At 42.7% G+C, this 25,534-nt stretch carries 19 protein-coding genes; 9 read left to right on the plus strand and 10 right to left on the minus strand.

Features of this window, described 5'->3' with window-relative positions:
- Positions 1-14: 14 nt before the first annotated feature.
- A complete protein-coding gene (locus D0T50_RS03215; RefSeq protein ID WP_163221922.1) occupies positions 15-596 on the minus strand; it encodes an indolepyruvate oxidoreductase subunit beta in 582 nt (193 codons plus the stop codon).
- On the minus strand, positions 596-2,185 hold the full coding sequence (locus D0T50_RS03220; protein ID WP_163222202.1) for a thiamine pyrophosphate-dependent enzyme: 1,590 nt from the start codon (positions 2,183-2,185) through the stop codon (positions 596-598). The genes D0T50_RS03215 and D0T50_RS03220 overlap by 1 nt, the downstream gene beginning before the upstream one ends.
- A gap of 758 nt (positions 2,186-2,943) precedes the next feature.
- Between D0T50_RS03220 and D0T50_RS03225 the strand changes: the two genes are divergently transcribed.
- The gene (locus D0T50_RS03225; RefSeq protein ID WP_163221925.1) at positions 2,944-3,726 is read left to right on the plus strand and encodes a lipopolysaccharide kinase InaA family protein; all 783 of its coding nucleotides are present in this window, start codon (positions 2,944-2,946) and stop codon (positions 3,724-3,726) included.
- Here D0T50_RS03225 and D0T50_RS03230 read toward each other — a convergent pair.
- Positions 3,706-6,219, minus strand: a complete 2,514-nt coding sequence (locus D0T50_RS03230; protein WP_163221927.1) for a carboxypeptidase-like regulatory domain-containing protein — start codon at positions 6,217-6,219, stop codon at positions 3,706-3,708. The two genes, D0T50_RS03225 and D0T50_RS03230, sit on opposite strands and share 21 nt — an antisense overlap.
- A 10-nt stretch (positions 6,220-6,229) precedes the next feature.
- On the minus strand, positions 6,230-7,105 hold the full coding sequence (locus D0T50_RS03235) for a GLPGLI family protein (RefSeq protein WP_239058188.1): 876 nt from the start codon (positions 7,103-7,105) through the stop codon (positions 6,230-6,232).
- A gap of 242 nt (positions 7,106-7,347) precedes the next feature.
- Here D0T50_RS03235 and D0T50_RS03240 point away from each other — a divergent pair, with 242 nt between their 5' ends.
- Positions 7,348-8,850, plus strand: coding sequence for a sensor histidine kinase KdpD (locus D0T50_RS03240; RefSeq protein WP_163221929.1), 1,503 nt, complete (start codon positions 7,348-7,350; stop codon positions 8,848-8,850).
- The gene (locus tag D0T50_RS03245; protein WP_163221931.1) at positions 8,847-9,530 is read left to right on the plus strand and encodes a response regulator transcription factor; all 684 of its coding nucleotides are present in this window, start codon (positions 8,847-8,849) and stop codon (positions 9,528-9,530) included. The genes D0T50_RS03240 and D0T50_RS03245 overlap by 4 nt, the downstream gene beginning before the upstream one ends.
- 24 nt (positions 9,531-9,554) lie before the next feature.
- Here D0T50_RS03245 and mltG read toward each other — a convergent pair whose 3' ends face one another.
- The gene (gene mltG, locus D0T50_RS03250; RefSeq protein WP_370520872.1) at positions 9,555-10,592 is read right to left on the minus strand and encodes an endolytic transglycosylase MltG; all 1,038 of its coding nucleotides are present in this window, start codon (positions 10,590-10,592) and stop codon (positions 9,555-9,557) included.
- Between the two features lie 93 nt (positions 10,593-10,685).
- Here mltG and D0T50_RS03255 point away from each other — a divergent pair, with 93 nt between their 5' ends.
- Positions 10,686-11,945, plus strand: coding sequence for an exonuclease SbcCD subunit D C-terminal domain-containing protein (locus tag D0T50_RS03255; protein WP_163221935.1), 1,260 nt, complete (start codon positions 10,686-10,688; stop codon positions 11,943-11,945).
- Positions 11,942-14,884 (plus strand): AAA family ATPase, encoded by a 2,943-nt coding sequence (locus tag D0T50_RS03260; RefSeq protein ID WP_163221937.1) that lies wholly within the window; start codon positions 11,942-11,944, stop codon positions 14,882-14,884. Before D0T50_RS03255 ends, D0T50_RS03260 begins: the two co-directional genes overlap by 4 nt.
- On the opposite strand, the gene D0T50_RS03265 is transcribed toward D0T50_RS03260, so the two are convergent.
- On the minus strand, positions 14,881-15,471 hold the full coding sequence (locus D0T50_RS03265) for a hypothetical protein (RefSeq protein ID WP_163221939.1): 591 nt from the start codon (positions 15,469-15,471) through the stop codon (positions 14,881-14,883). The two genes, D0T50_RS03260 and D0T50_RS03265, sit on opposite strands and share 4 nt — an antisense overlap.
- 4 nt (positions 15,472-15,475) lie before the next feature.
- Positions 15,476-15,970, minus strand: a complete 495-nt coding sequence (locus D0T50_RS03270) for an RNA polymerase sigma factor (protein WP_163221941.1) — start codon at positions 15,968-15,970, stop codon at positions 15,476-15,478.
- A 131-nt stretch (positions 15,971-16,101) separates the two neighbouring features.
- Between D0T50_RS03270 and D0T50_RS03275 the strand changes: the two genes are divergently transcribed.
- Entirely contained in the window at positions 16,102-17,001 is a 900-nt protein-coding gene (locus D0T50_RS03275; RefSeq protein WP_163221943.1) for a YeiH family protein, read from the plus strand.
- 5 nt (positions 17,002-17,006) lie between these two features.
- Here D0T50_RS03275 and D0T50_RS03280 read toward each other — a convergent pair whose 3' ends face one another.
- From D0T50_RS03280 to D0T50_RS03290, 3 genes are read right to left on the minus strand one after another with little or no spacing between them, the layout of a single operon-like run.
- The gene (locus D0T50_RS03280; protein ID WP_163221945.1) at positions 17,007-17,846 is read right to left on the minus strand and encodes a vitamin B12 dependent-methionine synthase activation domain-containing protein; all 840 of its coding nucleotides are present in this window, start codon (positions 17,844-17,846) and stop codon (positions 17,007-17,009) included.
- Positions 17,843-19,204, minus strand: a complete 1,362-nt coding sequence (locus D0T50_RS03285; protein ID WP_163221947.1) for a dihydroorotase — start codon at positions 19,202-19,204, stop codon at positions 17,843-17,845. The genes D0T50_RS03280 and D0T50_RS03285 overlap by 4 nt, the downstream gene beginning before the upstream one ends.
- Positions 19,201-19,944, minus strand: coding sequence for a polyprenol monophosphomannose synthase (locus D0T50_RS03290; protein ID WP_163221949.1), 744 nt, complete (start codon positions 19,942-19,944; stop codon positions 19,201-19,203). Before D0T50_RS03290 ends, D0T50_RS03285 begins: the two co-directional genes overlap by 4 nt.
- A gap of 171 nt (positions 19,945-20,115) precedes the next feature.
- Between D0T50_RS03290 and mfd the strand changes: the two genes are divergently transcribed.
- The 3 genes from mfd to D0T50_RS03305 all read left to right on the plus strand — a co-directional run bounded on the left by mfd (position 20,116) and on the right by D0T50_RS03305 (position 25,533).
- Positions 20,116-23,490 carry a transcription-repair coupling factor gene (gene mfd / locus D0T50_RS03295; RefSeq protein ID WP_163221951.1) on the plus strand — a complete coding sequence of 1,125 codons (3,375 nt, stop codon included), beginning with the start codon at positions 20,116-20,118 and terminating at the stop codon, positions 23,488-23,490.
- Positions 23,491-23,542: 52 nt separating this feature from the next.
- Entirely contained in the window at positions 23,543-24,424 is an 882-nt protein-coding gene (locus D0T50_RS03300) for a DUF6263 family protein (RefSeq protein ID WP_163221954.1), read from the plus strand.
- A 608-nt stretch (positions 24,425-25,032) separates the two neighbouring features.
- Entirely contained in the window at positions 25,033-25,533 is a 501-nt protein-coding gene (locus D0T50_RS03305; protein WP_163221956.1) for a 3'-5' exonuclease, read from the plus strand.
- Position 25,534 lies beyond the last annotated feature (1 nt).

Raw genomic sequence — 25,534 nt, forward strand, 5'->3', positions numbered from 1 at the left:
TGTGCTACGTACTGTTACATAAATTGTTCTGCAATCTTCTTTCCTGCGTTCAGGGCATTGAGGTTCATCTCTACGATGGCTTCTCCCTTACGACCAAAAATATCGCGAATGCTGTCCTGTATTTTGGCAAACTCAATGCCAAGGAAAGGTGTAGTTGCTCCCAATAGCACCATATTGGCTACACGGGCTGTACCAATTTCTTTTGCTACCTTATCCACATCAAGGATTATCTTATTAGGAAGTTTCTCTATTTCGCCTATAACATCATCCACTTCGGGGTAATTGGGGATGTTGATAAACGGTGTGGCGTTTGTTACCAACCAACCTTCGGGTTGTAAATAGGGTAGGTAGCGCAAACCTTCCATCGGTTCGAGTGAGATGATGAGGTCGCACTTGCCATGTGGAATGAGGTCTGATGCAATTGGTTTGTCACTGATGCGCAGGTTGGACTGTACGTCACCACCACGCTGGCTCATGCCGTGTACTTCCGCTTGTTTCATGTACAAGCCCTCTTTGAGCGCTGCTTGTCCAATAACTGTGGCAATGGAAAGGATTCCTTGTCCACCCACACCTGATAGAATGATATCTTTTTTCATTAGTTTCTTTTTTTGCGTTTCAATGTTTGGATGCACTCTCTGCGTGGGATAATAACCGATACGCCTTTGTAATTGATTTCGTCACGGATGATTTGTGCCATTTCTTCATAGTTCTTCTTCAATGGTACAAACACACGAATGTGTGCGGGATCTACACCAATTCCTTTGCAGATGGCTTCAATCTTACCTGTTCCTGCCGAGTCTTGTCCACCGGTCATGGCCGTGGTTTCATTGTCCGAAATAACGATTGTAACGTTGCTTTCCTCGTTTACGCAGTCCAGCAACCCCGTCATGCCCGAGTGGGTGAAGGTAGAGTCGCCTATTACTGCCACTGCAGGATGTAGCCCACCTTCCGAAGCACCCTTTGCCATGGTGATGGAAGCACCCATATCTACACATGAGTTAATGGCGTTGAATGGTGCGTTGGCTCCCAATGTATAGCAACCGATGTCGCTGAATACTTTATGTGTAGGGTATTCTTTTTTCAATACCTCGGTAAGCACGGTGTACACATCGCGGTGTCCGCAACCTTCGCAAAGCGCAGGTGGACGCATCGCTACCAAGTTGGGTGTGGTAAAAGTAGAAGTGTTTTCTTTTCCTACTGCTTTGGCTACGGTATCAGGTGTCAGTTCACCATCTTGTGGGAGGGTTCCATCTAAGCGTCCTTTTACTTTCAGACCTTTGGCGAGGTAGCCTTTGAGTTTTTTCTCCACAAAAGGCTGACCATCTTCGAGCACTAATATCTCTTCGCACGAGGCAACCAGTTGTTCCAACTGTTTCTTGGGTAGTGGGTATTGTCCTATTTTAAGCACCGGATATTCGCAACCTTCGGGATAGTTCTCCATCAGGTAGTTGTAGCCTATGCCACAAGCTACGATACCCATTTTTTTGTTTGGCCCGTCGGTGTATTTATTATAAGGAGACTCTTCCGAAGCTTTAATGAATTCGGCTTGATTAGCCAACAGCTCTTTGTAACGCTTGCGAGCATTGCCCGGCAACAAAATGAACTGGCGTGGGTCTTCGCTGAAAGATATCTCGTTTTGTGGCTTTTGTGGTTTTGTTTCTACCCCTGCACGCGAGTGTGCCAAGCGGGTAACGATGCGCAATAATACGGGTTCGCCGGTCTTTTCCGAAAGTTCAAAACCATTGTATGTCATATCATACGCTTCTTGTTGATTGCTGGGTTCCAGCATAGGTATCAGTGCGAAGTCGCCATAGAAACGGCTGTCTTGCTCGTTTTGTGAGGAGTGCATGCTGGGGTCGTCGGCAGCAAGCACGAGGAGTCCGCCGTTTACACCTGTTACACCGGCATTGATAAAGCAGTCGGCTGCTACGTTCATGCCTACGTGTTTCATACATACAAGGGCACGTTTACCAACGAATGACATGCCGAGAGCAGCTTCCATTGCTGTTTTCTCGTTCGAAGCCCAACGATGGTGTATATTGTTTTGGGCAGTAATGGGTGCCGCCTGAATATACTCGGTAATTTCCGTAGAGGGCGTTCCCGGATAGGCATAAACGCCAGACAAACCGGCATCCAGCGCTGCTTGTGCTATGGCTTCATCGCCAAGTAAGAGTTGTTTGCTCATCATTAATTGCTTTTATTTATTAGTTTTTTCTTCTCTTTTGTTTCAAATTATTGTGTAAAGATACTGAATACTCTTCTTTTATCAATGACATGCACTATAAAAAAACATGATTAATTGCCTCTTGAGATTGAAGAATATTTACGTTTGCCTTACTTCTCTTTGGTACCAAACTATCAAAATGTCAAAGCCTCCGAGAATGCGATAAAATGAGAGAAACCAACGCGTGGACAGGAAAAATCGCAGGAAATCGGCTTTAGAAAAAACGCCTCAAACAGTGTGAAAAACACTCATTTTATTCGAAATGTGCCCTACAAGACTTGTAGTGCCTGTTTTTCTGACTGGGTTTTGAGTAAAAACACAGTCAGAACATAGAAAGAACACAGTCAGTTTCACATTCAAACACAGTCCACTTTTCTTTCTCTTCCTATGGATGAGCAACTGTTTGCCATAGGCAAACGCTCTGAATGCTTATGGAAGATGGGTCGCGAGCTTATGGCAAACAGTCGTTCGTCCATAAGCAAATTTCTCTCCTTGAAAACCCTTTCAGAAGGCTTGTAAGGCATGTTCTCTCTCGAAGGTAGAAGAATGTTTTCTTTAGTCAAAAAGCAAAAAGAAAGGGTGAAAGACGAGTTTAGGTACTATCGCCTCTGTTTTGATGGAATAATGGTAGTTGCCGCACCTGTGTCTAATCTGAAAAAAGGTAAAAAAAGCACATGACGTATCTATGTTATCTCTTATTGTATTACTTTTGTCCGATTATGAAAGTAGTTATCAATCCTAAATACAGTCATCTTTCTGATATTATCAACGAATTGCCAACACGAAAATTTACAGGCAACTCTATCATCAGAGAGAAACGAAACTCCATCTATCAGATAGAAGTTGACGGGCAGGTTTTTGTTATTAAGAAGTACAAAAGACCTACACGGGTAAATCAGGTGATTTATTCTTACTTTAGGCTAACGAAGGCAAGACGTGCCTACGAGTTTGCTTTCCGTTTAGAGTCGTTGGGTATAGATACTCCCGAACCGGTTGCTTATATCGAACTCAAAAAGGGTGGTGTATTTCATACCGGATACTTTGTTTCTACTTTTATGGGACACCCTTCGGTAGAAGATGCTGTGTACGAAGAACGCGAAGGCTACAAAGAAATACTGGACGCATTTGTGGACTTCACAGTCCAGATACACGAGAAAGGGGTATTGCACTACGATTATAATCTTTCCAACGCTCTTTATTACCAAACCGAACAGGGGTATCAATTCGCACTTATCGATATAAACCAGATGAAGTTTGGCAAACTATCCTTGGGCGAGTGTTTGAAATCAGTCAATTCTTTAGGACTTTCGCTGCCTCAACTGGTGTGGTTTGTAGAGCAGTACGCACTTCGACGGGGAAAGAATCCACTCAACTGTTGCACGTCTATTTTGTTGCGTCAACGCGCGAGGCTAATACGCAGAGGTACTAAGAAGAAGCTCCAGAATATGTTTGTATATCCTGTGCGCGACTTCTTCAAAAAGTCAAAATCTGTATCCAAGTAGTATCAAAATCTCTCTTCCTCTTATATTTACCCACGAGGAGTAGCTTTGCAGGGAACTGTATTGTGTGTAGCTGTATTGCTGCTTGTCGAGCAGGTTGTTGGCTGCCAGTGAGATAGTCCACGAACCCGGCTTCCACTGTGCCGATGCATCCAGCAAGAAAGCATTTACTCCTTTACTACTACTTACATCGTTGTAATAATGATCGGCAGTGCAGCCGAGTTCGACGGACGGTGAGATACGATAAGAGAGAATTATTTTCTGTACAATGTTCAATAAGGGAGTGAGTTTGGTATTGCTACCTATCTTGCTTCCGCCATATCTGAATGTTCCTTCGTAGTCGATACCTAATTTGCCCGGTGTCCAAGCTATCTTCGGTTCGTAAAACATATAGGTGGATGTTACAGGTAGGAGCAACCCGCTACTGATTCTTTCTGTTCTTGACCAGCCAAAGGTATAATTCAATGAAGCCTTCAGGTTATAGTCAAAGAAACCTTTGGATAACTGTCCGCGAGCATTCCATGTTTCCGAACGTACTGATTGTTTACGCGAAACGGCTGCTACTTCTTCTGCTGTTATTACTTCTTCGTACGTGTGGCTGCTCCAGCCCCGTTGGTGCGAAACAGATAGCGTGGCAAAGAATTCTTTAATTGTGTTCTTGTACTCTCCGTATGCCGAGTAATATTGGTTGCGGTTAATGCTGACTTCTCCACTATTGCTCACCGTGTGCCGGTAATCTGTATAATAAGGAGTAGTATAAAGGGTCGTTAGGTCGCCGTAACTCTCGCGATAACTACCTGTTAGCGAGAATTGCCAAGCGTAGTTGTATCTATAATGCAGGTAGAATGTGGGACTTGTATTTGCCTGTGCAAAACCTCTTTTCGTATACTTCGTCAGTGTAAGCGGAGCCGACAAAGAACTTCTCCACTTACCTGTATTGTATTGCCAATAGGGAGTAAAGTAGCCGCTGTAACTGTTGCCTATGTTGCTTCCTTGCAGTGTTATTCCTGTGGTGTACCGCTGTGTGAAGTATCCTTTCTTCTTTAACCATGCAAAATAGTTGTGTGTATAGAAATGATTCAGGCTGATGCGTTGTTTCATCTCTCTTTCTTTCACCCGGAGTTCGGATGGCAAGTGATAATAGCGCACCAATGATGCCGCCTCCAGTGTGGCGTTACCTTTGTTCCAAATGCTTTTCAGCTCATTCTTAATGCCTATACTGGTGGTTTGTATTTGTTGACTGCTATTTTGTTTGCCGCTATATGCGGTGTTTCCTTTCTCCCATTCTCCAAGCAGGTTCAGGCGATTGGTAAGAAAATACTTCTCGGTGTTGTTCTCTAAGTGCAAACCCACTTCTCCTTTGTTTGAACGAATGTGGCTGTTACTCTCTTCGGCTATTCTAATGGTATCTTCGGACTGATAGTAGGTTGTTTCGCTACCGCGTTTTTGCCTGCGCGCATCGTGTGTATATGCGGCATTGATGCGAAGCTGCGTTGTTTCGCCCACTTTGTACAAGCGATTGCCCGATAGCGTATGTACATCATTGAATAATAACCGTTCCTGTTTGAGCGGCGCCGATAGTGTGGGTTGAGAAAGAAAACCCGGTATGCTGCTTTCGCTGATGCGATCGGATGTGTTGAGAGTCAATCTGTTGTTCTCCGTTGTTATATCATTACCGTTGTTGTTGTGTTTGTAAGCATATACCGATTGACTTTTTCGGCTAAGTTGCAAGGCATTTAGATTGATTTGTTGCAATAGCTCTTCCTCTTTGTTGGCAGAGTAACCAACTCCTCCTTGCAGGCTAACCATCCATTTATCTCTAAACTCGGGCTTTAGCTTCAGGTTGATAGCAACCTCTTCGCTGTTTATCTTCTCTTTCAGCATACGTACCGGCTGATGATTTTCCAGTACTTGCACCACATCAACGGCTTTGGCTTGCAGGTTGTTGTTTATTTGATTGTAGCGTCCGTCTGTCAGATCCATGCCTTCTATATAAAACTTGCTGATGTCTTTGCCGTTGTAGGAAATTTTTCCGCTATTGTTGTCTACGTTTATTCCGGGAAGTTTCTTCAACACATCCTTCATACTTTCGTCCTGCGAAGAGATAAAGTCTCCCAAACTATAGTTAATCGTATCTCTCCTTCCCGATACACGTCCCGGCTTTATCAAGACCTCGCGCAGACTGATGGCTTCGGGTTGCATTTGTATCTGCATTGATTTTTGGGACAAGGCAACTCTTTTTGTTGTTTTATAGCCAAGGATAGATACAATGATGTATAACGAATCTATATTTTCTTCGGGTATAATAGCGAAACTCCCTTTGTTATCGGTGTGCGCATAGCTGATGAGTTGTTCATAGCTTCCCTTTACCAAGCGCACGGTTGCCATTTCCAAAGGTTCGTTTGTTTCGGCATCAGTTACTACACCTTGATAGGTTGTTTGCGCGGCGGCAGAGCAGCAACAGAATAAAAGAAGAAGGACGATTGTTTTGTTCATAATTCCCTGTTTATTCTCTCTCTATTGGATTGAAAGGTGTATTCACGGGCTTCTTTATCGGGTTGCCGTCTGCGCCTCTAACCACTATCTGAACATTGGGAGCCGATGAAGTAACAAAACCCACAGGATCGGCAGCATAGCGTGTGTACATCTTGTTTAGTTCTTTGCGGCTAATGGGTTGATAACCATCTGTACTATACATGATTTTGTTTTCCTTGTCGTGATTTTGTGTGATGCCTGTACATACAAAAGTGTAATGCCCTTGTGTGTCTTGTGCTTTCAGAATGAGTCCGGGCAAACCTTGTAACTTCCACGGGCCATCACCACGTGCTATTTCGGTAGTGTACCACACTTCATAATTCCTTCCGTAAAGGCTACATGTTGCTTTTTGGCATACGTATGAGGCAATGGTCATGGTGTCGGACAGGAGTGTCCACTTGGGCATTTCCATCTTTTCTTCGCATAGAAAACGATTCATGCCCAGTTGGTCTAAGTAAGTAACTTTACCTACCGGGTGGTTTTTGTAAATCTTGTAACTAACCTTGGAATTGTATTGCTCCATGTGCGCGCTAATAACATCTATGCTTGCTCCGTTCTTTTTATCTATTTCGATAATGGAGTCGGTGAGGAACTTGGCATAGCTGTAGTACACCGAACTCTTTTTGCCCACTTTGAGCATCATGGTTTCATTAAGTACTTTCTCGGTATTGAGTGTGTCCGGGAGGAATGTGGTTTCGTACTGTACGGAGAATAATACCTCGTCAATAGCTTCTGCCTTTAATACTTCGTTCTTGTTAACAATGTTGATGTTCATCTGCGCAAAGGCTGTTTTCGGCAAGCAGAGTATAATACCTGCTATTGCCATACATTTCATGATTTGTTTCATTTTCTTTTGGGTCTTAAGTGTTTTTTTTGAAACGCGAGTTGCGCAGAGTCTTTTATTACGATGCCGCATGGGAGCTTAAACTCCGTGCAGCTCGCGTTTCAAAACATAAAGCAAAAATAGCTTCTACTCTTCAGCCGTAGCACCTGTTTTTATTACTGAATTATTACTCTGCGATAAAAACCGGTTTGTGTCTTTGCGCACGTGAGCGTTCCTATTTATCTTTGTGCAAAACAGATTAAAGAATGGAGAAAAGAATTCGTGTGGTATGGGTGCTTTCGCTTGTTTCGGCACTGCTTGTTATAGCGGTACAGCTATATTGGCTCTACAATCAGTATCAGTTTGTATTGAATGGATACTCAGAAGAACTTGCGCAGAAAGTGTATAGTGCAGGCGAAGAAGAGTATGCCATGCGCAAAGGCAAAGGGCAGTATTCTTATATAATGAATACGAAAATAAGTAACATAGCCGATTCGGGTGCACTTGAGGATTCTAAACACCTCTCTTTTGCCTACATTCAGACGGATGCACAGCAAAACAACGAAGCTGATTCTGTACTAACCGACTCCATACGGAAAACGATATTGCTGCAAGCGCAACACCTGCTCGATTCGGTAAATACGGATGTAAAAAGGGCGGTAGAGCAACCTTTCTCTCTTTCGGGTTTGTCGCTTTGGATTGACACCGATATGTCGGTGGATAGCATTCAGCACTTTGTAACTGTTGCGCTAACTAATAATATAACTCCGTTTCGGGAAGCTGCTTTCGACTCTATACTTGTAGCCGAACTATCTGGAAATACCTTTGAAATACATCCTTGGGCGGTTGGCGATACTATATACCGATCTTCATGGAAACGGCAGGGAAGCATCTTGTCTCCTCGCTTGGAAGTAGCATACGCTTACAGCCCTTTTCAGCGACTGGGTATTGTGGTAAATATACCGATTAAAAGCCAACCGCTGTTTGCTCGAATGGCGGTACAGTTGTTGTTGGCTTTCGGCTTGATATTGTTGCTCATCGGTTGCCTTGTGTTTCAAATACGAACCATTCTTAAGCAGAAAAAGATTGGAGAGATGCGACAAAACTTTGTGAATACCATGATACACGAACTGAAACGTCCGGTACAGACACTGAAAACTTTTGTGGCGTATCTTGGGGATAAAGAAATGCGTTCCAATGAAGTCATTACCGCACAGGTAATTCAAGACTCTATGTTCGAACTGGATAACCTTTCCGCCTATCTTGCCAAACTAAAAGATATGTTACGTGCCGATAGTGACCAAACGCCATTGAATCTGGTACGCTTTGACTTGGAAGAACTTACCGACAAAGTTATTCGTCTGATTGATGTTCCACAAGGTAAAACGGTTACCTTCTCTAAATCCTTTTTTATGGATTCGCCTCTGATTGAAGCAGATCCTATACACCTTGCCAATGTGTTGAACAACCTGATAGAGAATGCCATTAAATACTCTAACACGAAAGTACATATTGATATAAAAGCAACGCGCACAGGGCGAGAGTTACTACTTGCCATATCCGATGATGGCATTGGCATTCCCTTGTTTGAACAAGAAAAAGTCTTTGCCAAGTTCTATCGCGGAGCGAATTTACCAGATAGCACAATTCCTGGTTTAGGTCTTGGACTAAGCTATGTTAAACTGATTAGCGAAGCACATCATGGCAAGGTTTCCTTGCATAGCAACGTTGGCTGCGGAACCATCATAACGTTATCTATCCCACAATGAAACCACCATTCAAAATACTCTTTGTCGACGATGACCTGAAATACTCTATGGTTATCAAACGCTTTCTCGAACGTGAAGGCTACGATGTAACATATACCGGAAACGGATTGAAAGCCTTCGCACAGTTCTCGCTGATAAAACCGGATTTAGTGTTGCTCGATATTAATATGCCCGGTCTCAATGGTTTTGAAGTAGCCGAAAAGATACGCGAAACAGATAAGCAAACACTCATTTTCTTTTTGTCCGACCGATCCGATAAATCCGACCGCCTGAAAGGTTTCAGCTTGAAGGGGAATGATTACCTGGCAAAACCATTCTATCCCGAAGAACTTCTTGCCCGTATTCGCGAACGCTTCGAAGTACTCTCGGTGGAGTTCGTGCCCGAAGAGATCTATAAATTCGGTAATACCGTATTCAATTTCAATACCAACGAATTGCGTATGGGGAGTAACAAAGCATTGATAACCTCCCGCCAAGCGGAGATACTCAGAATATTGGCATCAAATATTAATCTTGCAGTAGAACGTGAACAACTACTCAAAATGGTTTGGGGTGATAGCTCGTATGCTAATTCGCTTGCACTGAATGTACAGATAACCTATATACGCAGAGCATTGGCGATAGATAGCGGGGTGACTATTGCTTCCTTGCCGAAGAAAGGATATGTATTGAGAGGGTAGCTACCTTGAAATAATTACTTTTCTTTATCTATAAATCCCCCTCTCATTCAAAGCTTTATGATACTTCCTCGCGTTGGCATTATGCTCTGCAAGCGTTGTAGCAAAGTTATGCGATCCGGAGAAGTCTTCTTTGGCGCACATATACAAATAGTTATGCTTTGTGCGATTTAGTACTCCATCTATGGCTTGAATAGACGCGATGCGGATAGGACCGGGAGGCAGACCGCTGTACTTATAGGTGTTGTAGGGCGAGTCGGCGGCAAGCATGGCGTTTGTTACGCGGCGTGCTTCAAAGTTTTTGTTTGCAAATTTCACAGTAGGGTCGGCTTGCAACGGCATACCTCTATGCAGACGGTTGATGTATAGTCCGGCTACAATGGGTTTCTCGGCATTGCTGTTGGTTTCTTCATCTACGATGGAGGCGAGAGTAATTACCTCTATGGGCGACAGACCGATGGCTTCTGCTTTCTTACGGCGCTCTTCGTTCCAGAAACGGTCGTGTTCCTTTTGCATCCGTTCAATGAAATCGTCGACGCTCATATTCCAGTATACTTGGTAGGTGTTAGGGATAAAAAGGGTGTAGATGGTGGCTTCATCGTATCCCAGTTTCTCTATATAACTAGTGTCGAAGATGCGTGAGGCAATAGCGGCGGAGTCAATCATAAGCTGAGTGGCTACGCTGCGAGCCAGCCTATCGAGAGTGCGCGTGCTGCCAACAGTTAGGTTAACAGGTGCTTGCTGACCGCCTGCCAAACGACTGTAAAGTCCGTATGCATTATCGCCCGGTTTTATAGCATAGCGTCCGGTCTTTATGCGTTCGCCATATTTTTTGTATTGCACCAGCCAATTGAAACCTTCCATACGATTGGGGTTGCCAATGGCCCTGATCTGATTGGTGATAGAATCTAAATTATCGTCTTCATCTATATATAGATAAGCGGTCCTTTGCGGATGAAACTGCGGATACTTTATAACGTAATATCCACTTCCCGCTATGCCGATACCGATAATAGCGACTATTCCAAGTGCAATAAGCACTACTTTCCATCTCTTACTCATGATTTCGTTTGGCTGATTTGCTGACAAAAATAAGTGATATTTATTAGTTTATCGTACTTTTGCTATTCAAATTAACCCGTATACACTTCATTATATATGTTGCGAATCATACATACTGCCGACTGGCACTTAGGGCAGAATTTCTTTAGCTACGACCGCACTGCCGAACATGAACATTTTCTGGATTGGTTAGCTCGCGAGTTAACAGATCGAAGTATTGACGCGCTACTCATAGCTGGTGATGTGTTTGATGTTTCAAACCCTTCGGCGACTTCACAACGTATGTTTTATCGCTTTTTGAGTAGGGTAAGTCGGGAGAATCCGGGCTTGCAGGTTATTGTAACTGCAGGAAACCACGACTCAGCTTCACGCCTTGAAGCACCCATGCCGCTTGTGGAGGATTTGCGAGTAACTATTAAGGGTGTTGTGCGCAAAATAGCGGGAGAGATACAGCTCGACGATTTAGTAGTACCGATACAAAATAAAGAAGGAGAAGTTGAAGCTTTTTGCCTTGCCGTTCCTTACCTTCGGCAGGGCGACTACCCCGCTGTGGAAACTGAGGGGAATGCATATGCAGAAGGTGTACGCGAACTTTATCGACAACTGATAGCCCATACAGAAATCAAGCGAACATCATCGCAAGCACTTATTGCAATGGGACACCTGCAAGCGACCGGTTCCGAGATAGCCGAGAAAGACCATAGCGAACGCACGATCATTGGTGGTTTGGAGAGTATTTCGCCCGATGTATTTGACGGACAGGTAGCCTATGTAGCATTGGGACATATACACAAGGCACAACGGGTGTCGGGTAGAGAACAAGTACGTTATGCGGGAAGTCCGCTATCCATGTCGTTTGCCGAAAAGCATTATAAACATGGAGTGGTATGTGTGAGCATTGAAGAAGGGAAGTTGAAAGAAATCGAAAAAGTGGAGTATACACCGCTTGTTAGTATGTGTTCTGTTTCTGCCACGCAATCCGCGTCGCCAGAAGAAGTATTGGAAGAACTACAAAACCTACCCGAGAGAGAAGATTCGATATCTACTGCTCCTTACTTGGAGGTAAAGGTGCTCTTGGATGAACCCAACCCCATGCTTCCACAAGAAATACGAGATATAGTAAGTAAGAAGCAAGTGCGTCTGGCACGAATTACTACAACTTTCCGTCAGGGCGGTCGTAGTGAGGCTGATGAAGAATTGCTAACTGCTGGTCTGGATGGAATGAATCCTCTGGATATAATCAAAGCTGCATATGAAAAACGTTATAACAGTGATATACCAGAGAATTTACTGGAACTCTTTCATAAGACTTGTGTTTCGCTAGAATTAATTGAAAAAGAGGAGGGTAACCAATGAAGATTCTTTCTATTAAGCTAAGTAATTTGGCTTCAATCGAGGGAACCTACAAGATTGACTTTACTGCCGAACCATTGGCTTCTGCCGGTATCTTTGCTATTTCGGGCGCTACAGGTGCAGGGAAATCGACTATACTTGATGCACTCTGTTTGGCACTTTATGATAAAACACCCCGTTTTATGATAGCTGGCGACGGATTGAAACTCAAAGACGGTGCAGGTAGTGAAGTAAGCCAAAATGATGTACGCAATATTCTTCGTCGTGGAACAGGAGAGGGGTATGCCGAAGTTATATTCGAAGCAGTAGACGGACTGCGCTATCAGGCATGTTGGTCAATAAGACGAGCGAGAGGTAAAGCAACCGGATCGCTACAGCAGCAAACCGTACAAGTAAAAAACCTCGATGAAGATAAAGAATTGCAAGGTACAAAGATGGAGGTGCTTAAGCAATTAACAACACTGGTAGGGCTCAACTATGAACAATTTACCCGTACTGTTTTACTGGCGCAAAATGATTTTGCCACTTTCCTTAAATCCAAAGAGTCTGCCAAAGCCGAACTCTTGGAAAAACTAACAGGTACGGAAATATATTCACGTATTTCGCAAGCTATTTACAATCAAAGTAAAGAAGCAGAACAAGCATATCTTCAATTGAAAAGCCAAATAGCTTTAATTGATTTACTGGATGAAGAAGAATACACACTTCTCAAAGAGAAACAAACCCAGCAAGTTGCCCAACGCGATGCTCTTAATAAACAGCTCGTACTATTGAACGAAAAGCAAAAGGTTGTTCTTACGCTTCATACACAACAACAGCTTTTAACCGAAAAGCGTGCTGTCGAAGAGCAAGAAAAGCAAAACTTTACTGCTATAGAAGAGGAACAAAAGAATCTACTTCTCGAATACGAACAATTCAAATCTAAATGTGAAGCTTTACAACCCGATTTGCGTAAGGCACGCGAACTCGATACTCGTATTGTAGCCAAACAAACCGAATGGACTCAAGCAGAGAAATCCTTTAAGGAAGTCGTTGCTCAGAAAGTAACTGCCGAGAAAGTTCTGAACAACAAAGAACTGCAACTTGTGCATGAACTAAAAACACTGTCGGTCCCTAATACTATTTCTTTTGAGGAACAAATAAAACACGCCATAAGCTTACTTGGCGATAAAGAAAAAGAAATAGTAAATCTGCAACAAACTCATGAACAAGCGCTTGTTACACTAAATGCTTTCAATATAGCAAGTGTAACTGAGGAGCAGAGCTTGCTCGTGAAGCAGCAACAACAGCTTCAACAAAATAAACAACGTACAGTTAATTGGCTACGTATTGCTCAAGAACTCCAAGGGATAAATAAAGAACTGCAAGAGCAAACTCTCCATATAGAGAAGTTAAATGTTTCTCATATAGAGAGTGGCATTGTTCTAAAAAGTAAGACAGAACAACTTGAGCGCACCAAACTACTCTACGAGCAAGCCCGCCTTGCTATTGGCAGGGATGTGAAAGCGCTTCGCGCAACACTGAAGCCCGAAGAGATTTGTCCTGTATGTGGAAGCAAAGAGCATCCTTATGCTGCGGGTCACGAAGTGGCAGATACCATTTACCGAACAATCGAAAAGGAGTTCACTCAAATAACCGAGGAGTATCAGCAAGTAAATAACACATACGTGGCACTGGAACGCGATATGCGTAATGCTACACAACAAAAGGAGAACTTGATTGCCAAAGTTAAAAGTTTACAAGCAGAATTGGATGCTGTTCGCCCTGCTAGCGAAGAGGAGTCTGTCTTGCTGTACTTTGATCAAAAGTTGAGTAAATTGGAAACGCAACTTGATGCGCTTACTGCAATCCAACAAACGTACCATCGGCAATTGGAGGTCTGGAGGCAACAAGACTCTACGCTCAATTCCTTGCGTACCACATATAATACTTACAAGGAAAGCATCAATACTTGTCGGCTGTGTATGCAAGAACTACTGGCTGCGAAAGAAAAGCTGCAACTTATTGTTTCCAACGAAATTATGGAAAAGAGCCGCTTTTCGCAACTTACAGACGAATTGACTTCCCTACAAAAGGAACGTCTTGCTTTACTTAATGGGATGAGTGCCGATATAGCCGAAGCAAATGTTGCCCGCCGAGATGCCGAACTATTGAAACTCGTCGACGATATGCGTGTTAAAGTTGATATGCAAAAGAATAAACTTGCCACACTAAACGGTGAAATCAATCAATTGCTACTGCGTGTTGAGGAACTAAAAAGAGAGAAAGAACAGGTGGCTTCTCCCGAAGAACTTCCTGAATTAATTGCTCAACAGCAACTGCTCCTTAAAGAAGCGGAGAATGCTCTCTCCGTTTTGAATGCAAGTGTTATGCAACAAGAAACTAATCGTTTGAAACTAAAAGAGGTTGAAAAAGAACTTACAACGAAGCAATCTATAGCCAATGAATGGGGAAAACTCAATGAATTGATAGGGAGCGCGGATGGAAAGAAATTTAAGATAATAGCTCAAAGCTATACTCTCAATCTGTTGCTTATCCATGCCAATAAACATCTGTCATATCTTTCTAAACGTTACAAATTGCAACAAATACCCGATACTTTGGGGTTGCAGGTGGTAGATTGTGATATGGGTAATGAGGTGCGAACAGTCTATTCGCTTTCGGGTGGCGAATCTTTTCTTATATCGCTGGCGTTGGCACTGGGGCTCTCTTCGCTTTCAAGCAAAAACCTGAAAGTAGAGTCGCTATTTATCGATGAAGGCTTTGGCTCATTGGACGCAGACACCTTGCGCACAGCTATGGAAGCATTGGAACAGTTACAGATGCAGGGACGCAAGATTGGGGTTATCTCTCACGTGCAGGAAATGAGCGAACGCATCCCTGTTCAAATACGAGTGGATAAGTTACCAAATGGAAGGAGCCATATTGAGGTGATAAGCTAGAGCTCCTTCAATTCATTCAAGTTCTTACGAATATCCTTCAATCTTTTGAATGTGTATTTGTTGATGAACCAGAAGTAAAAAATGAACGCAACTATCCATATTGTGGCAAATACGGTGGGATTTATGACAGTACCTTCGCCTACATTGAGTGAGAATGCAGAGATAAGCACAAAGGCAAATAGTATAACCGTGCCCGAAATGCGGTCTATCGACATCCAGTAATTATACTTGTTGATGCGTTCGATGACGGTTGTTAGCGGCATCTCCTCAATGTTGGTTTGGCGCAGGTAGTGCATGGTAAATATGCTCCAGCCTATGGCAATGGGAAATATTGCCACCAATGCCCAGAAGTAAGCTTCGCTTAAGAATACACCGTCATACCACCGTACAAAAACAATGAAGGCAATCATTACAAGCGAAAGTGCCAAAATGTTTTTGCTACTCCGCAAGATGGCGTTAATACCTCCTTTAGCGTTCTCTCTCTTTTGTTTCATAACTAATTCCAGATCTTGATCTGTAACCAATTCCTTATCTTGTAGCTGTTTATCCAGCGCACTCCATGTCTTCTTTAAATCATCTAATTCCATAATATCATCCGTTTTTGTTTTTCATTTTCCGTAGTTTCTCTTTAGCGCGACTTAATTTGGTCGCCACGTTGGTCACGGTAAGTCCGGTGATTTCGGCAATCTCCTCGTAACTTTTTTCTTCGAGGTAGAGCAGTACAATAGACTTATCGAGTTGTCCTAATTGATTAATGAGGTGATATAGCTCTTTGAGCATTTGCTGTAGTTCATCTTGCTCTTCGCCCATCGCATTAAACTCTTGTGTAAGTGCAATAATCTCGGGGATATTTTTTTCCTTACGGATAAAGCTGATGCATGTATTCAGTGCTATGCGATAAATCCATGTCGATATTTTGCACTCTCCTCGAAATTTGGTGTATGCTTTCCACAAGTTAATCACTACCTCCTGGTAAAGGTCATGCAATGGTGCATTCGGTGTAGTATAGAGATAGCACACCTTGTAGATGACGCGCTCATATTCTCTAATAACCGATACAAATTCTTGCTCTATGTTTTGACTCATATTCGTTGTAGGTAGCTTTTATTATATTGGACGCAGAGATAGGGAAAAAATCACATATCTTTTAATAACTTGAACACAAATGTATTCTTTTTGTTGTATAGTTGTACCTTTGCAGTAAAAATACTAATCAAATGATTCGATTACTTTTTGTTCTTTTATTTATAGGCTCTGCTTTTGTAGCTCCAGCCATATCTTTGTTTTCCGGAATACTCTTTGCTCTTTTATTTGCCAATCCCTATCCTGTGGTCAGTAAGAAAGTATCCAAATATCTTTTACAGGTAGCCGTTGTGGGGCTTGGCTTTGGTATGAATCTTCATCAGTCGCTTGCTACTGGGCGCGACGGGATGCTTTTTACCATTGTTTCTGTAGTAAGCGTACTTGTCGTTGGGTATTTTCTGGGTCGTTGGCTTAAAATACCAACGCGGCTGGGTTATCTTATCTCTTCCGGAACAGCCATTTGTGGCGGGAGTGCTATTGCAGCTGTTTCGCCTGTGATAGAGGCCGACGATAATGAAACATCTATGTCATTAGCTGTTATCTTTACCCTTAATGCACTGGCCCTTTTTATATTTCCACCTTTGGGGCATTTCTTAGGACTCTCGCAAGAGCAATTTGGACTTTGGGCCGCTATTGCTATACACGATACGAGTTCGGTAGTTGGAGCCGGAGCTACATATGGAGCGGAAGCGCTTGCACTTGCCACCACGGTAAAACTGACTCGTGCTCTATGGATAATACCGTTGTTGTTTGTTACAATGCTATTGTTCCGCAAAAAAGGAAGTAAGAAAATATCTATCCCTTGGTTTATCTTTCTGTTTATTGGAGCTATGATGGTCAATACTTACCTGAATATTCCACAGGTATTGTCGAATATACTATCAGTTGCTTCACATAAATTCCTTTCTATGACACTGTTCCTTATTGGAAGTTCACTCTCTTTGAAGGCTATAAAGGCAGTAGGTGCAAAGCCGGTGGTTATGGGAGTAGTGTTATGGGTTATAATATCGGTAATGACATTGTTGGTTATATGATGAAGTTAATCCTGAATGTTTGATATCAGGAATTTCCGTATCTCTTCAACCTTCATTCCTCGTCTGTGTGCGTAATCTTGTAATTGATCTTCGCCAATCTTTCCTATAGCAAAATAGTGTGCTTGCGGGTGGGCAAGCATTAGCCCGCTAACCGAAGCGTGAGGTGTCATGGCAGCACTTTCAGTAAGGGAAATACCTATCTCGTTGAAATGAAGCAGGTCGTTGAGGATGAAATTCACCGAATGATCGGGTAGGGAAGGGTAACCAACGGCAGGGCGGATACCTTGAAATTTCTCAGTGTCGCGTAAATGTTCTTGCATTTTCTCGGCAGTGGCTTCGGCAAGGCGGTCGGCTAAAGTCTGAACAAGCAGGCGCTTGTAGGGATCATCGGCATAAAGATGCTCCATATCGACATCCACCGTACAGGCAAAAATGCCAACGGTATCTGCAATGCCCGAAGAAAGAGGACGGACAAAGTCGCTCAAACAGAGGAAAGGTTTGTTGGGTAAAGCATGTGTTTGCTGCCTAAGAAGAGGAAAGAGTGTTCCGTCTAATAGCAAATTATCACCATCGGCATTGGAAACGCACAATTTGTAAATAGCATGTGTATGGAAGTCCTCATCTAAGAGGTTTAGCATACGATTGGCTTCTTTAAATAACTGCATGGCTTCGGCAGCTTTAGCACGGTCTTCTTCCTGAAATGTAGTAAGCCACGAAGCACGACACACATCGCATCCATGAATATCGGCAATGGCAGCGAAGCGGCGTTGAAAACCCCATGCATGGAAAAAATACACCCAGTTAATGTAGGCAGAAACATCGTGTATGGCGTAGGTGAGCTTCATGAAAAAAATAGTTCTTTTCCGTGATAGCTTGTATCTATGCCTTTTTCTGAAGAATATACGGTATGTCCGTTTACAAACGTACGCTCTACTTTCCAGTTAAAGGTTTTACCTTCCAGTGGGCTCCATCCGCACTTGCTTAGAATACAGTCAGGCGTAACTGTCCATGGACTATTAGGGCGTACCAGTACAAGGTCGGCATAGTAGTTCTTTCGTATAAAGCCGCGTTGCTCTACATCAAAAAGTTCGGCAGGTGTGTGGCACATCTTATCTATTACTTTTTCAATGGTGAATATGCCTTCATCTACAAGTTGCAACATGCTGACCAATGAGAACTGTATCATCGGCATGCCCGACATAGCTTTCAATGCACCTCCTTCTTTCTCTGAGAGCAGGTGTGGAGCATGGTCGGTACTGATGACATCAATCAGATCTTTGTTTACCGCATCACGTAGTGCATCACGATCGGCAACAGTTTTGATGGCGGGATTGCACTTAATGCGGGTACCATATTGCTCATAATCGTTGTCGGTAAATAACAAATGCGACACACAAGCTTCAGCGGTTATGTTTTTATCTCTTGCCTCTTTCTTATTATTAAGCAATGAGAGTTCTTTGGCAGTGCTTACATGTAAGAGATGCAGGCGTGCATTTGCTTTATTCGCCAGCTCTGCTGCCAGTGCCGATGATTCAAAACAAGCCTCCTCCGATCGAATTAAAGGATGGTACTGTAATGGTAAATCCAAAACTTCCTTATCTTCTTTACGGCTAAATTCTTTCAGGTATTTTTCGGTGTTGGCTTGGATAATGCTTTGGCTCTCGCAATGTGCTGCTATAGGCAGTGTTGTTCCTTGGAATATACGACGCAGGCTCTCTGCTTTGTCTACCAGCATATTACCTGTACTCGAACCCATAAAGAGTTTGATACCACAAGTGTGGTTAACATCCAAATCGTCAAACTGAGTATAATTATCGTTTGTTGCCCCAAAGTAACAGGCGTAGTTTATAAGTGATTCTTCGGCAAACAGCTTCATCTTATCATTGAATGCTTGGAGTGTGGTTGTTTGCGGATTGGTGTTGGGCATATCCATAACCGATGTCACACCGCCTGCTGCTGCTGCTTGGCTTTCGCTGAAGATGTCGGCTTTATGCGTTAAACCCGGTTCGCGAAAGTGTACATGCGTGTCGATAACACCTGGTAATAGGTAGCACCCTTCGGCGTTAATAATTATATCGCAAAGGGTAGTAGGCTCTTTGCCTTCATCTAAAATTTCTATTATTCTCTCATCTTCTATGACTACCGAACCTTTTCTTGGTTTTCCATTAACTATAACGGCGTTTTGGATGAGTGTACGTTTCATTTTTTCTGTGGATATTTGTGGAATAAACTTTTCAATTTCATCATGATAACACCAAACATTGCCTCTCCGAAGATACTACTGTCCATCTTGGAGGTTCCATGTTTACGGTTGATAAAGATAACGGGTACTTCGGTAATCTTGAATCCGCATTTGTAGGCAGTAAACTTCATCTCAATTTGAAACGCGTAACCTTTGAAGCGGATATTGTCAAGGTTGATGGCTTCCAATACTTCTCTACGATAACACACAAACCCGGCTGTCGTATCGTGCACAGGAACTCCTGTGATAAGACGTACGTACTTAGAGGCACACCAAGACATTAGTACACGTCCCATAGGCCAGTTTACTACATTTACGCCACATACATAACGCGAACCAATTGATAGGTCGGCACCATCTTCGGCACATGCTTTGTAAAGTTCAGGAAGATCTTTGGGGTAGTGTGAGAAGTCGGCATCCATCTCGAAAATAAACTGATAATCGTGTTGCAACGCCCACTTAAAACCGGCAATATATGCTGTACCCAACCCTGCTTTCCCAGGTCGTTCTAAAAGATAAAGACGTTCGGGGAATTCCTGCTGCATATTTTTAACGATAGTAGCAGTTCCGTCGGGCGAGTTGTCGTCAATGACGAGAATATGAAAAAACTTTTCCAGACTAAAGACCGCCCGGATAATCTTCTCTATGTTCTCCTTTTCGTTGTACGTAGGTATAATAACTAAACTGTCTGTAGCAAGCATTGATAATGGGTTTGAGCACACGTTTTAACAAGACAAATGTAGTGCTTTTATTGAATTAACAAAAAGATAATAAAATAAAACAACCATTATTTGCTAATTTTGCAGGGTTTTTCAACAGAATGAAGTTTCTCAAACCAATAACTTGCGAGAAAAGAAAGGAACAAAGAGCCAATGACTATAAATGAACTCCAAAAAATATTTGCTACGAGGCAACAGACCACTGCTATTGACGGTTTGCTGAAAGATGCTAACGTCAAACGCATTTATTGCGAAGGCTTTCAAGCCTCTTCGGCTTCACTTTTCTTTTCGTCGGTTGCCGAACGGAATAACAATATCTTTCTCTTTATTCTTGCCGATCTCGAAGAAGCAGGTTATTTCTACCATGACCTTACACAAGTATTGGATACGGAGAAAGTACTCTTTTTCCCTTCTTCGTACCGCCGTGCTATTAAATACGCGCAAAAAGATGCCGCCAATGAAATACTGCGTACTGAGGTGTTAAGTCGGCTACAAAAACAAGATGAAGGGTTTTCTATCGTAACCTATCCTGATGCACTTGCCGAAAAAGTGGTGTCACGCGGTGAACTCAAGGAGAAAACGCTCAAGTTGCATGTAGGCGAGCAGGTAGACACCGGTTTTATTACTGAGGTACTACGTAGTTACGGCTTTGAATATGTGGACTATGTGTATGAACCCGGACAATATGCAGTTCGTGGAAGTATTATCGATGTTTTCTCTTTCTCTTCAGAATACCCGTATCGTATCGACTTCTTTGGCGATGAAGTGGAAAGTATCCGTACTTTTGAGGTCGAATCGCAGTTATCTAAAGAGAAAAAAGAACGCATTTCTATTATACCCGAACTAAGTGCAAGCACAAAGAACGTATCTTTTCTCGATTTTATCCCCGAAGATGCGGTGTTGGTAATGCGTGATTTCTTCTGGCAAAAGGAGCGGATACAAGCTATTTACAACGAAATAGAAGAAGTGGGTACGGGTAGTTATGCGAAAGAAGAAATAGAACTTCTTGCCGAGTTGCGCACTAAACTCAAAGCACAGTTAATAGACGGACAAATGTTCTCTTCGCAAGCACAACGTTTTCGTTGCATAGAGTTTGGTCGTAAGCCTACCGCCACTCCCGATGCTACCCTTAGCTTTAATGCTTCCATGCAGCCCGTCTTTCATAAGAATTTCGATTGGGTGGCTACTTCTTTTAAAGAGTATATAGAGAAAGGATACACCTTATATATATGTAGTAACAGTGGAAAGCAAATAGAACGCATTCGTCTGATTTTTGAAGACAGGGGAGACAAGATAGACTTTGTTCCTGTAGACAAAACATTGCACGAAGGCTTTGTAGACCACGAATTGAAACTTTGTCTTTTTACCGATCATCAGTTGTTTGATCGTTTTCATAAGTACAACTTAAAGAGCGATAAGGCTCGTTCGGGTAAGGTAGCTCTCTCGCTCAAAGAACTGAATCAGTTTATGCCGGGCGATTATGTAGTACATACTGACCATGGTGTAGGTAAGTTTGCCGGACTGGTACGCCTGCCTAATGGCGAGGCTACACAAGAAGTTATTAAGCTCATTTTTCAGAATGAGGATATTGTTTTTGTCTCCATTCACTCGTTACACAAAGTCTCTAAGTACAAGGGTAAAGATGGTGAGCCACCTCGTCTTAATAAGTTAGGTACGGGTGCTTGGGAGAAACTAAAAGACCGCACCAAGAGCAAACTCAAAGACATCGCGCGCGACCTCATCAAGCTTTATTCGCAACGTAAAGAAGAAAAAGGGTTTGCCTTCAGTCCGGATAGCTTTATGCAGAATGAACTCGAAGCTAGTTTTATTTACGAAGATACTCCCGATCAAAGTAAATCTACAGCCGACGTAAAGCAGGATATGGAACGTGATATGCCTATGGATAGACTTGTGTGTGGAGATGTGGGCTTTGGAAAAACAGAAGTGGCTATTCGCGCGGCATTCAAAGCTGCAACAGATAATAAGCAGGTAGCAGTACTTGTACCCACTACTGTGTTGGCATATCAGCATTATCAAACTTTCAAGGATCGCCTGAAGAACTTTCCCGTAAAAGTAGATTATCTGAGTCGCGCCCGTACAAGTGCACAAACCAAAGCGGTACTTAACGGACTGAAGGAGGGAACGGTCAATATCCTTATCGGCACCCATCGCATATTAAGTAAAGATGTGCAATTTAAAGATCTGGGATTACTCGTAGTAGATGAAGAACAGAAATTTGGTGTGAGTGTAAAAGAGAAACTACGCCAGCTTAAAGTAAACGTAGATACGTTGACTATGACCGCAACTCCCATTCCGCGTACCTTGCAATTCTCGTTAATGGGAGCACGCGATTTGAGCGTTATCTCTACTCCGCCACCCAATCGTTATCCGATACAAACAGAATTGCATACATTCAATGAGGAGGTAATTACCGATGCCATTAACTTCGAGATGAGTCGTAACGGACAAGTTTTCTTTATAAACAACCGTATCGCCAACCTGCCCGAATTAAAAGCAATGATACTCCGTCATATCCCCGATGCTCGTATTGCTATTGGACATGGACAGATGGATCCGGTAGAACTCGAAAAAATAATCTTTGATTTTGTAAACTACGACTATGATGTGCTTATCTCTACTACTATTGTAGAGAGTGGCATAGACATACCCAATGCCAATACGATCATTATTAATCAAGCACAGAATTTTGGTTTAAGTGATTTGCACCAGTTGCGTGGGCGTGTGGGAAGAAGTAACAAGAAAGCTTTCTGCTACTTGTTGGCACCGCCTCTGTCGGGTCTTACTGTCGAAGGTCGTCGTCGTTTGCAGGCTATTGAAAATTTCAGCGATCTAGGCAGCGGCATTCATATTGCTATGCAAGACTTGGATATCCGTGGAGCCGGAAACCTACTTGGTGCCGAACAGAGTGGCTTTATAGCGGACTTAGGTTATGAAACCTATCAGAAAATACTTGCCGAAGCAGTGAAAGAGCTACGCAATGATGAATTTGCCGACCTTTATGCCGAGCAAGCACAGAGTGATGGTACTATTACCGGTGAGCAGTTCGTTGAAGAAACCACAGTAGAGAGCGATCTCGAACTCTTACTTCCTGCCGATTACGTTACAGGAAGTAGTGAGCGTATGTTGCTTTACCGCGAGCTCGACAATCTTTCCCTCGATACGGATGTTGCTGCCTTCCGTTCCCGATTGGAAGACCGCTTTGGTGCTATTCCCCGAGAAACAGAAGAGTTACTTCGTATTGTTCCGCTGAAACGTCTTGCTGCTCGTCTTGGTGCCGAAAAGGTATTCCTGAAAGGTGGACGTATGTCTCTTTTCCTTGTAGCAAATCAAGAAAGCCTGTACTATCAAAGTGCTGCTTTTGGTAAATTGATAGATTACATGATGAAATACCCTCGCAATTGTGATTTGCGAGAACAGAATAACAAACGCTCCATGATTGTAAAGGAGGTACCCAATGTAGAGACAGCAGTAAGCATTTTGCAAGAAATGTTTGCAATGGGAAGCTGATGTCAATAATTTACTTAACTTTGTTCCTTAATAATTTAATAAAACTTACACAATGAAGAAAGCATTATTTACCGCAATCTGCCTTTTTATAGGCTTTTCGATGGCTACGGCACAGGTTACTCTCACCTTTAATCCCGATAAAGGAACAAAGTATGACTATAGAATGGAAATGATCCAAAACATTAAGCAAAATGTTATGGGACAAGACATGGAAGTGAAACAAAATATGGTAACGCTTTACTCCATGGATATCATTGAAAAAAGCAAAGAGAGTGTTAAAGTAAAGTATGAATATAAAGAAGTTGTGTTTGAGTTATCGAGCATGATGATGAACATGAAGTATGATTCAAAGAATCCTGCTGCCAGTACAAGTCCTGTAGATGCTGCAATGGCTACTTTAATGGGCTCGCTCATTGGTAAATCGTTTGAAGCTGTTATTACTCCTGCCGGAAAAGTTCTTTCCGTAACCGGAATGGACGAAATAGCTGCTGGCATGGTAGCTGCAGCAGGTGATGATGCGCAATTGCGTGCTATGGCCGAGCAAACAAAAGGACAATACTCAAACGAAGCTATCAAAGGTACATTGGAGCAGTCTTTCGGTATTTATCCGGCAGGAAAAGTAAAGGTAGGCGATTCGTGGAACGTGGAACAAAATATAGAATCAGCTGGAATGGCTATTGATATAGCTTCGGTTTATAAACTGATTTCGACAGATAAAAACAATACGGTTATGGACGTAGAAGCTACTGTAGATGCTATGGATGGTCAGTTGAAAGGTGTACAAAATGGCACAATATCAGTAGAGTCGAAAACTGGTATCATAACCAAATCGGAGCTACAACAAAACATAAAAGGAACAGTTACGGCACAAGGCATGGACATTGCGATGGACATGAACTCAAAGATTTTGGTGACAACCACTAAGGCAAAGTAAGCTAAGAAACTGTTTTGAATGATAGCGTGGAGAACTCTTCTTATTAGAAGGAGGGTTCTCCGCGTTTTTGTATCTACTCCAGGGGTAGTTTTACGAAATAGGTCTTCACCTTCACAAATCGCTGTAAGTGAATGGCAGTGAGTGCGTTGCGTGTGAAGACCCCCTTGTTTATCCTTCACAGGGCCTTCACGAGTAATTTTCTGACTGTTTTTCAAACAAAAAAACAGTCAGAAACAGTTCAAAAAACAGTCAGATGTGGAGCGAAAAACAGTCAGAAAAAGACATTGCTCAAAGCATGTAAAAATGCACTTTCGTCAGCCATAGTCTTACCACCCGTCAACCATAGTCTCAAGCTCCGTCTGCCATAGTCTCACCACCCGTCAGCCATAGGCAAATGCATCGTCAGCCTATGGCTCGTGGCCGGTCAGCCATAGTTGCTTTGAAAAAAGAAGAACTTACGCTGTTATTTGGCATAAATGTAGTTTATTTTTGTTGAACTAAATAGCAAATAGTCTGAGTGTAATTCGGTTCAGAAAGGAATTGTGTATATATTTGTTATTGGTGACAACAGATTGTTCATATTATAGTACAAATGAATTAGAAAATACATGTTGAACTTTGCATCTATTGATTTTGAAACAGCAAATTACAATCGCTCAAGCATCTGTAGCCTGGGGATTGTTATTGTAGAAGACGGGAAAATAACAAATAAAATATACCGTCTTGTACGTCCACGACCTAATTTCTACTCCTCGTGGGCAACCGACATTCATGGCTTGTCTTATTATGACACATTAAGAGAGCCGGAGTTTCCTCAAATTTGGGAAGAGATAAGCCCCATGTTGAAAGGTCTTCCATTAGTAGCCCACAACAGCTCTTTTGATGCCGGTTGCCTAAAAGCCGTCCATGATTTGTATGGAATGGAATATCCAAATTATGAATTTCACTGTACTTATCGAATAGCAAAAAGAGTATTTCCCGACTTGGAGAATCATCAGTTGCATACGGTGGCGGCGCATGTTGGGTATGACTTGGAGGACCATCATCACGCGTTGGCGGATGCGGAGGCGTGTGCGGAGATAGCGAAGAAAATAATTAAAATGAAATAGT

It is taken from the genome of Bacteroides sp. 214, from assembly GCF_010501015.1.
Classification (GTDB): Bacteria; Bacteroidota; Bacteroidia; order Bacteroidales; family Bacteroidaceae; genus Bacteroides.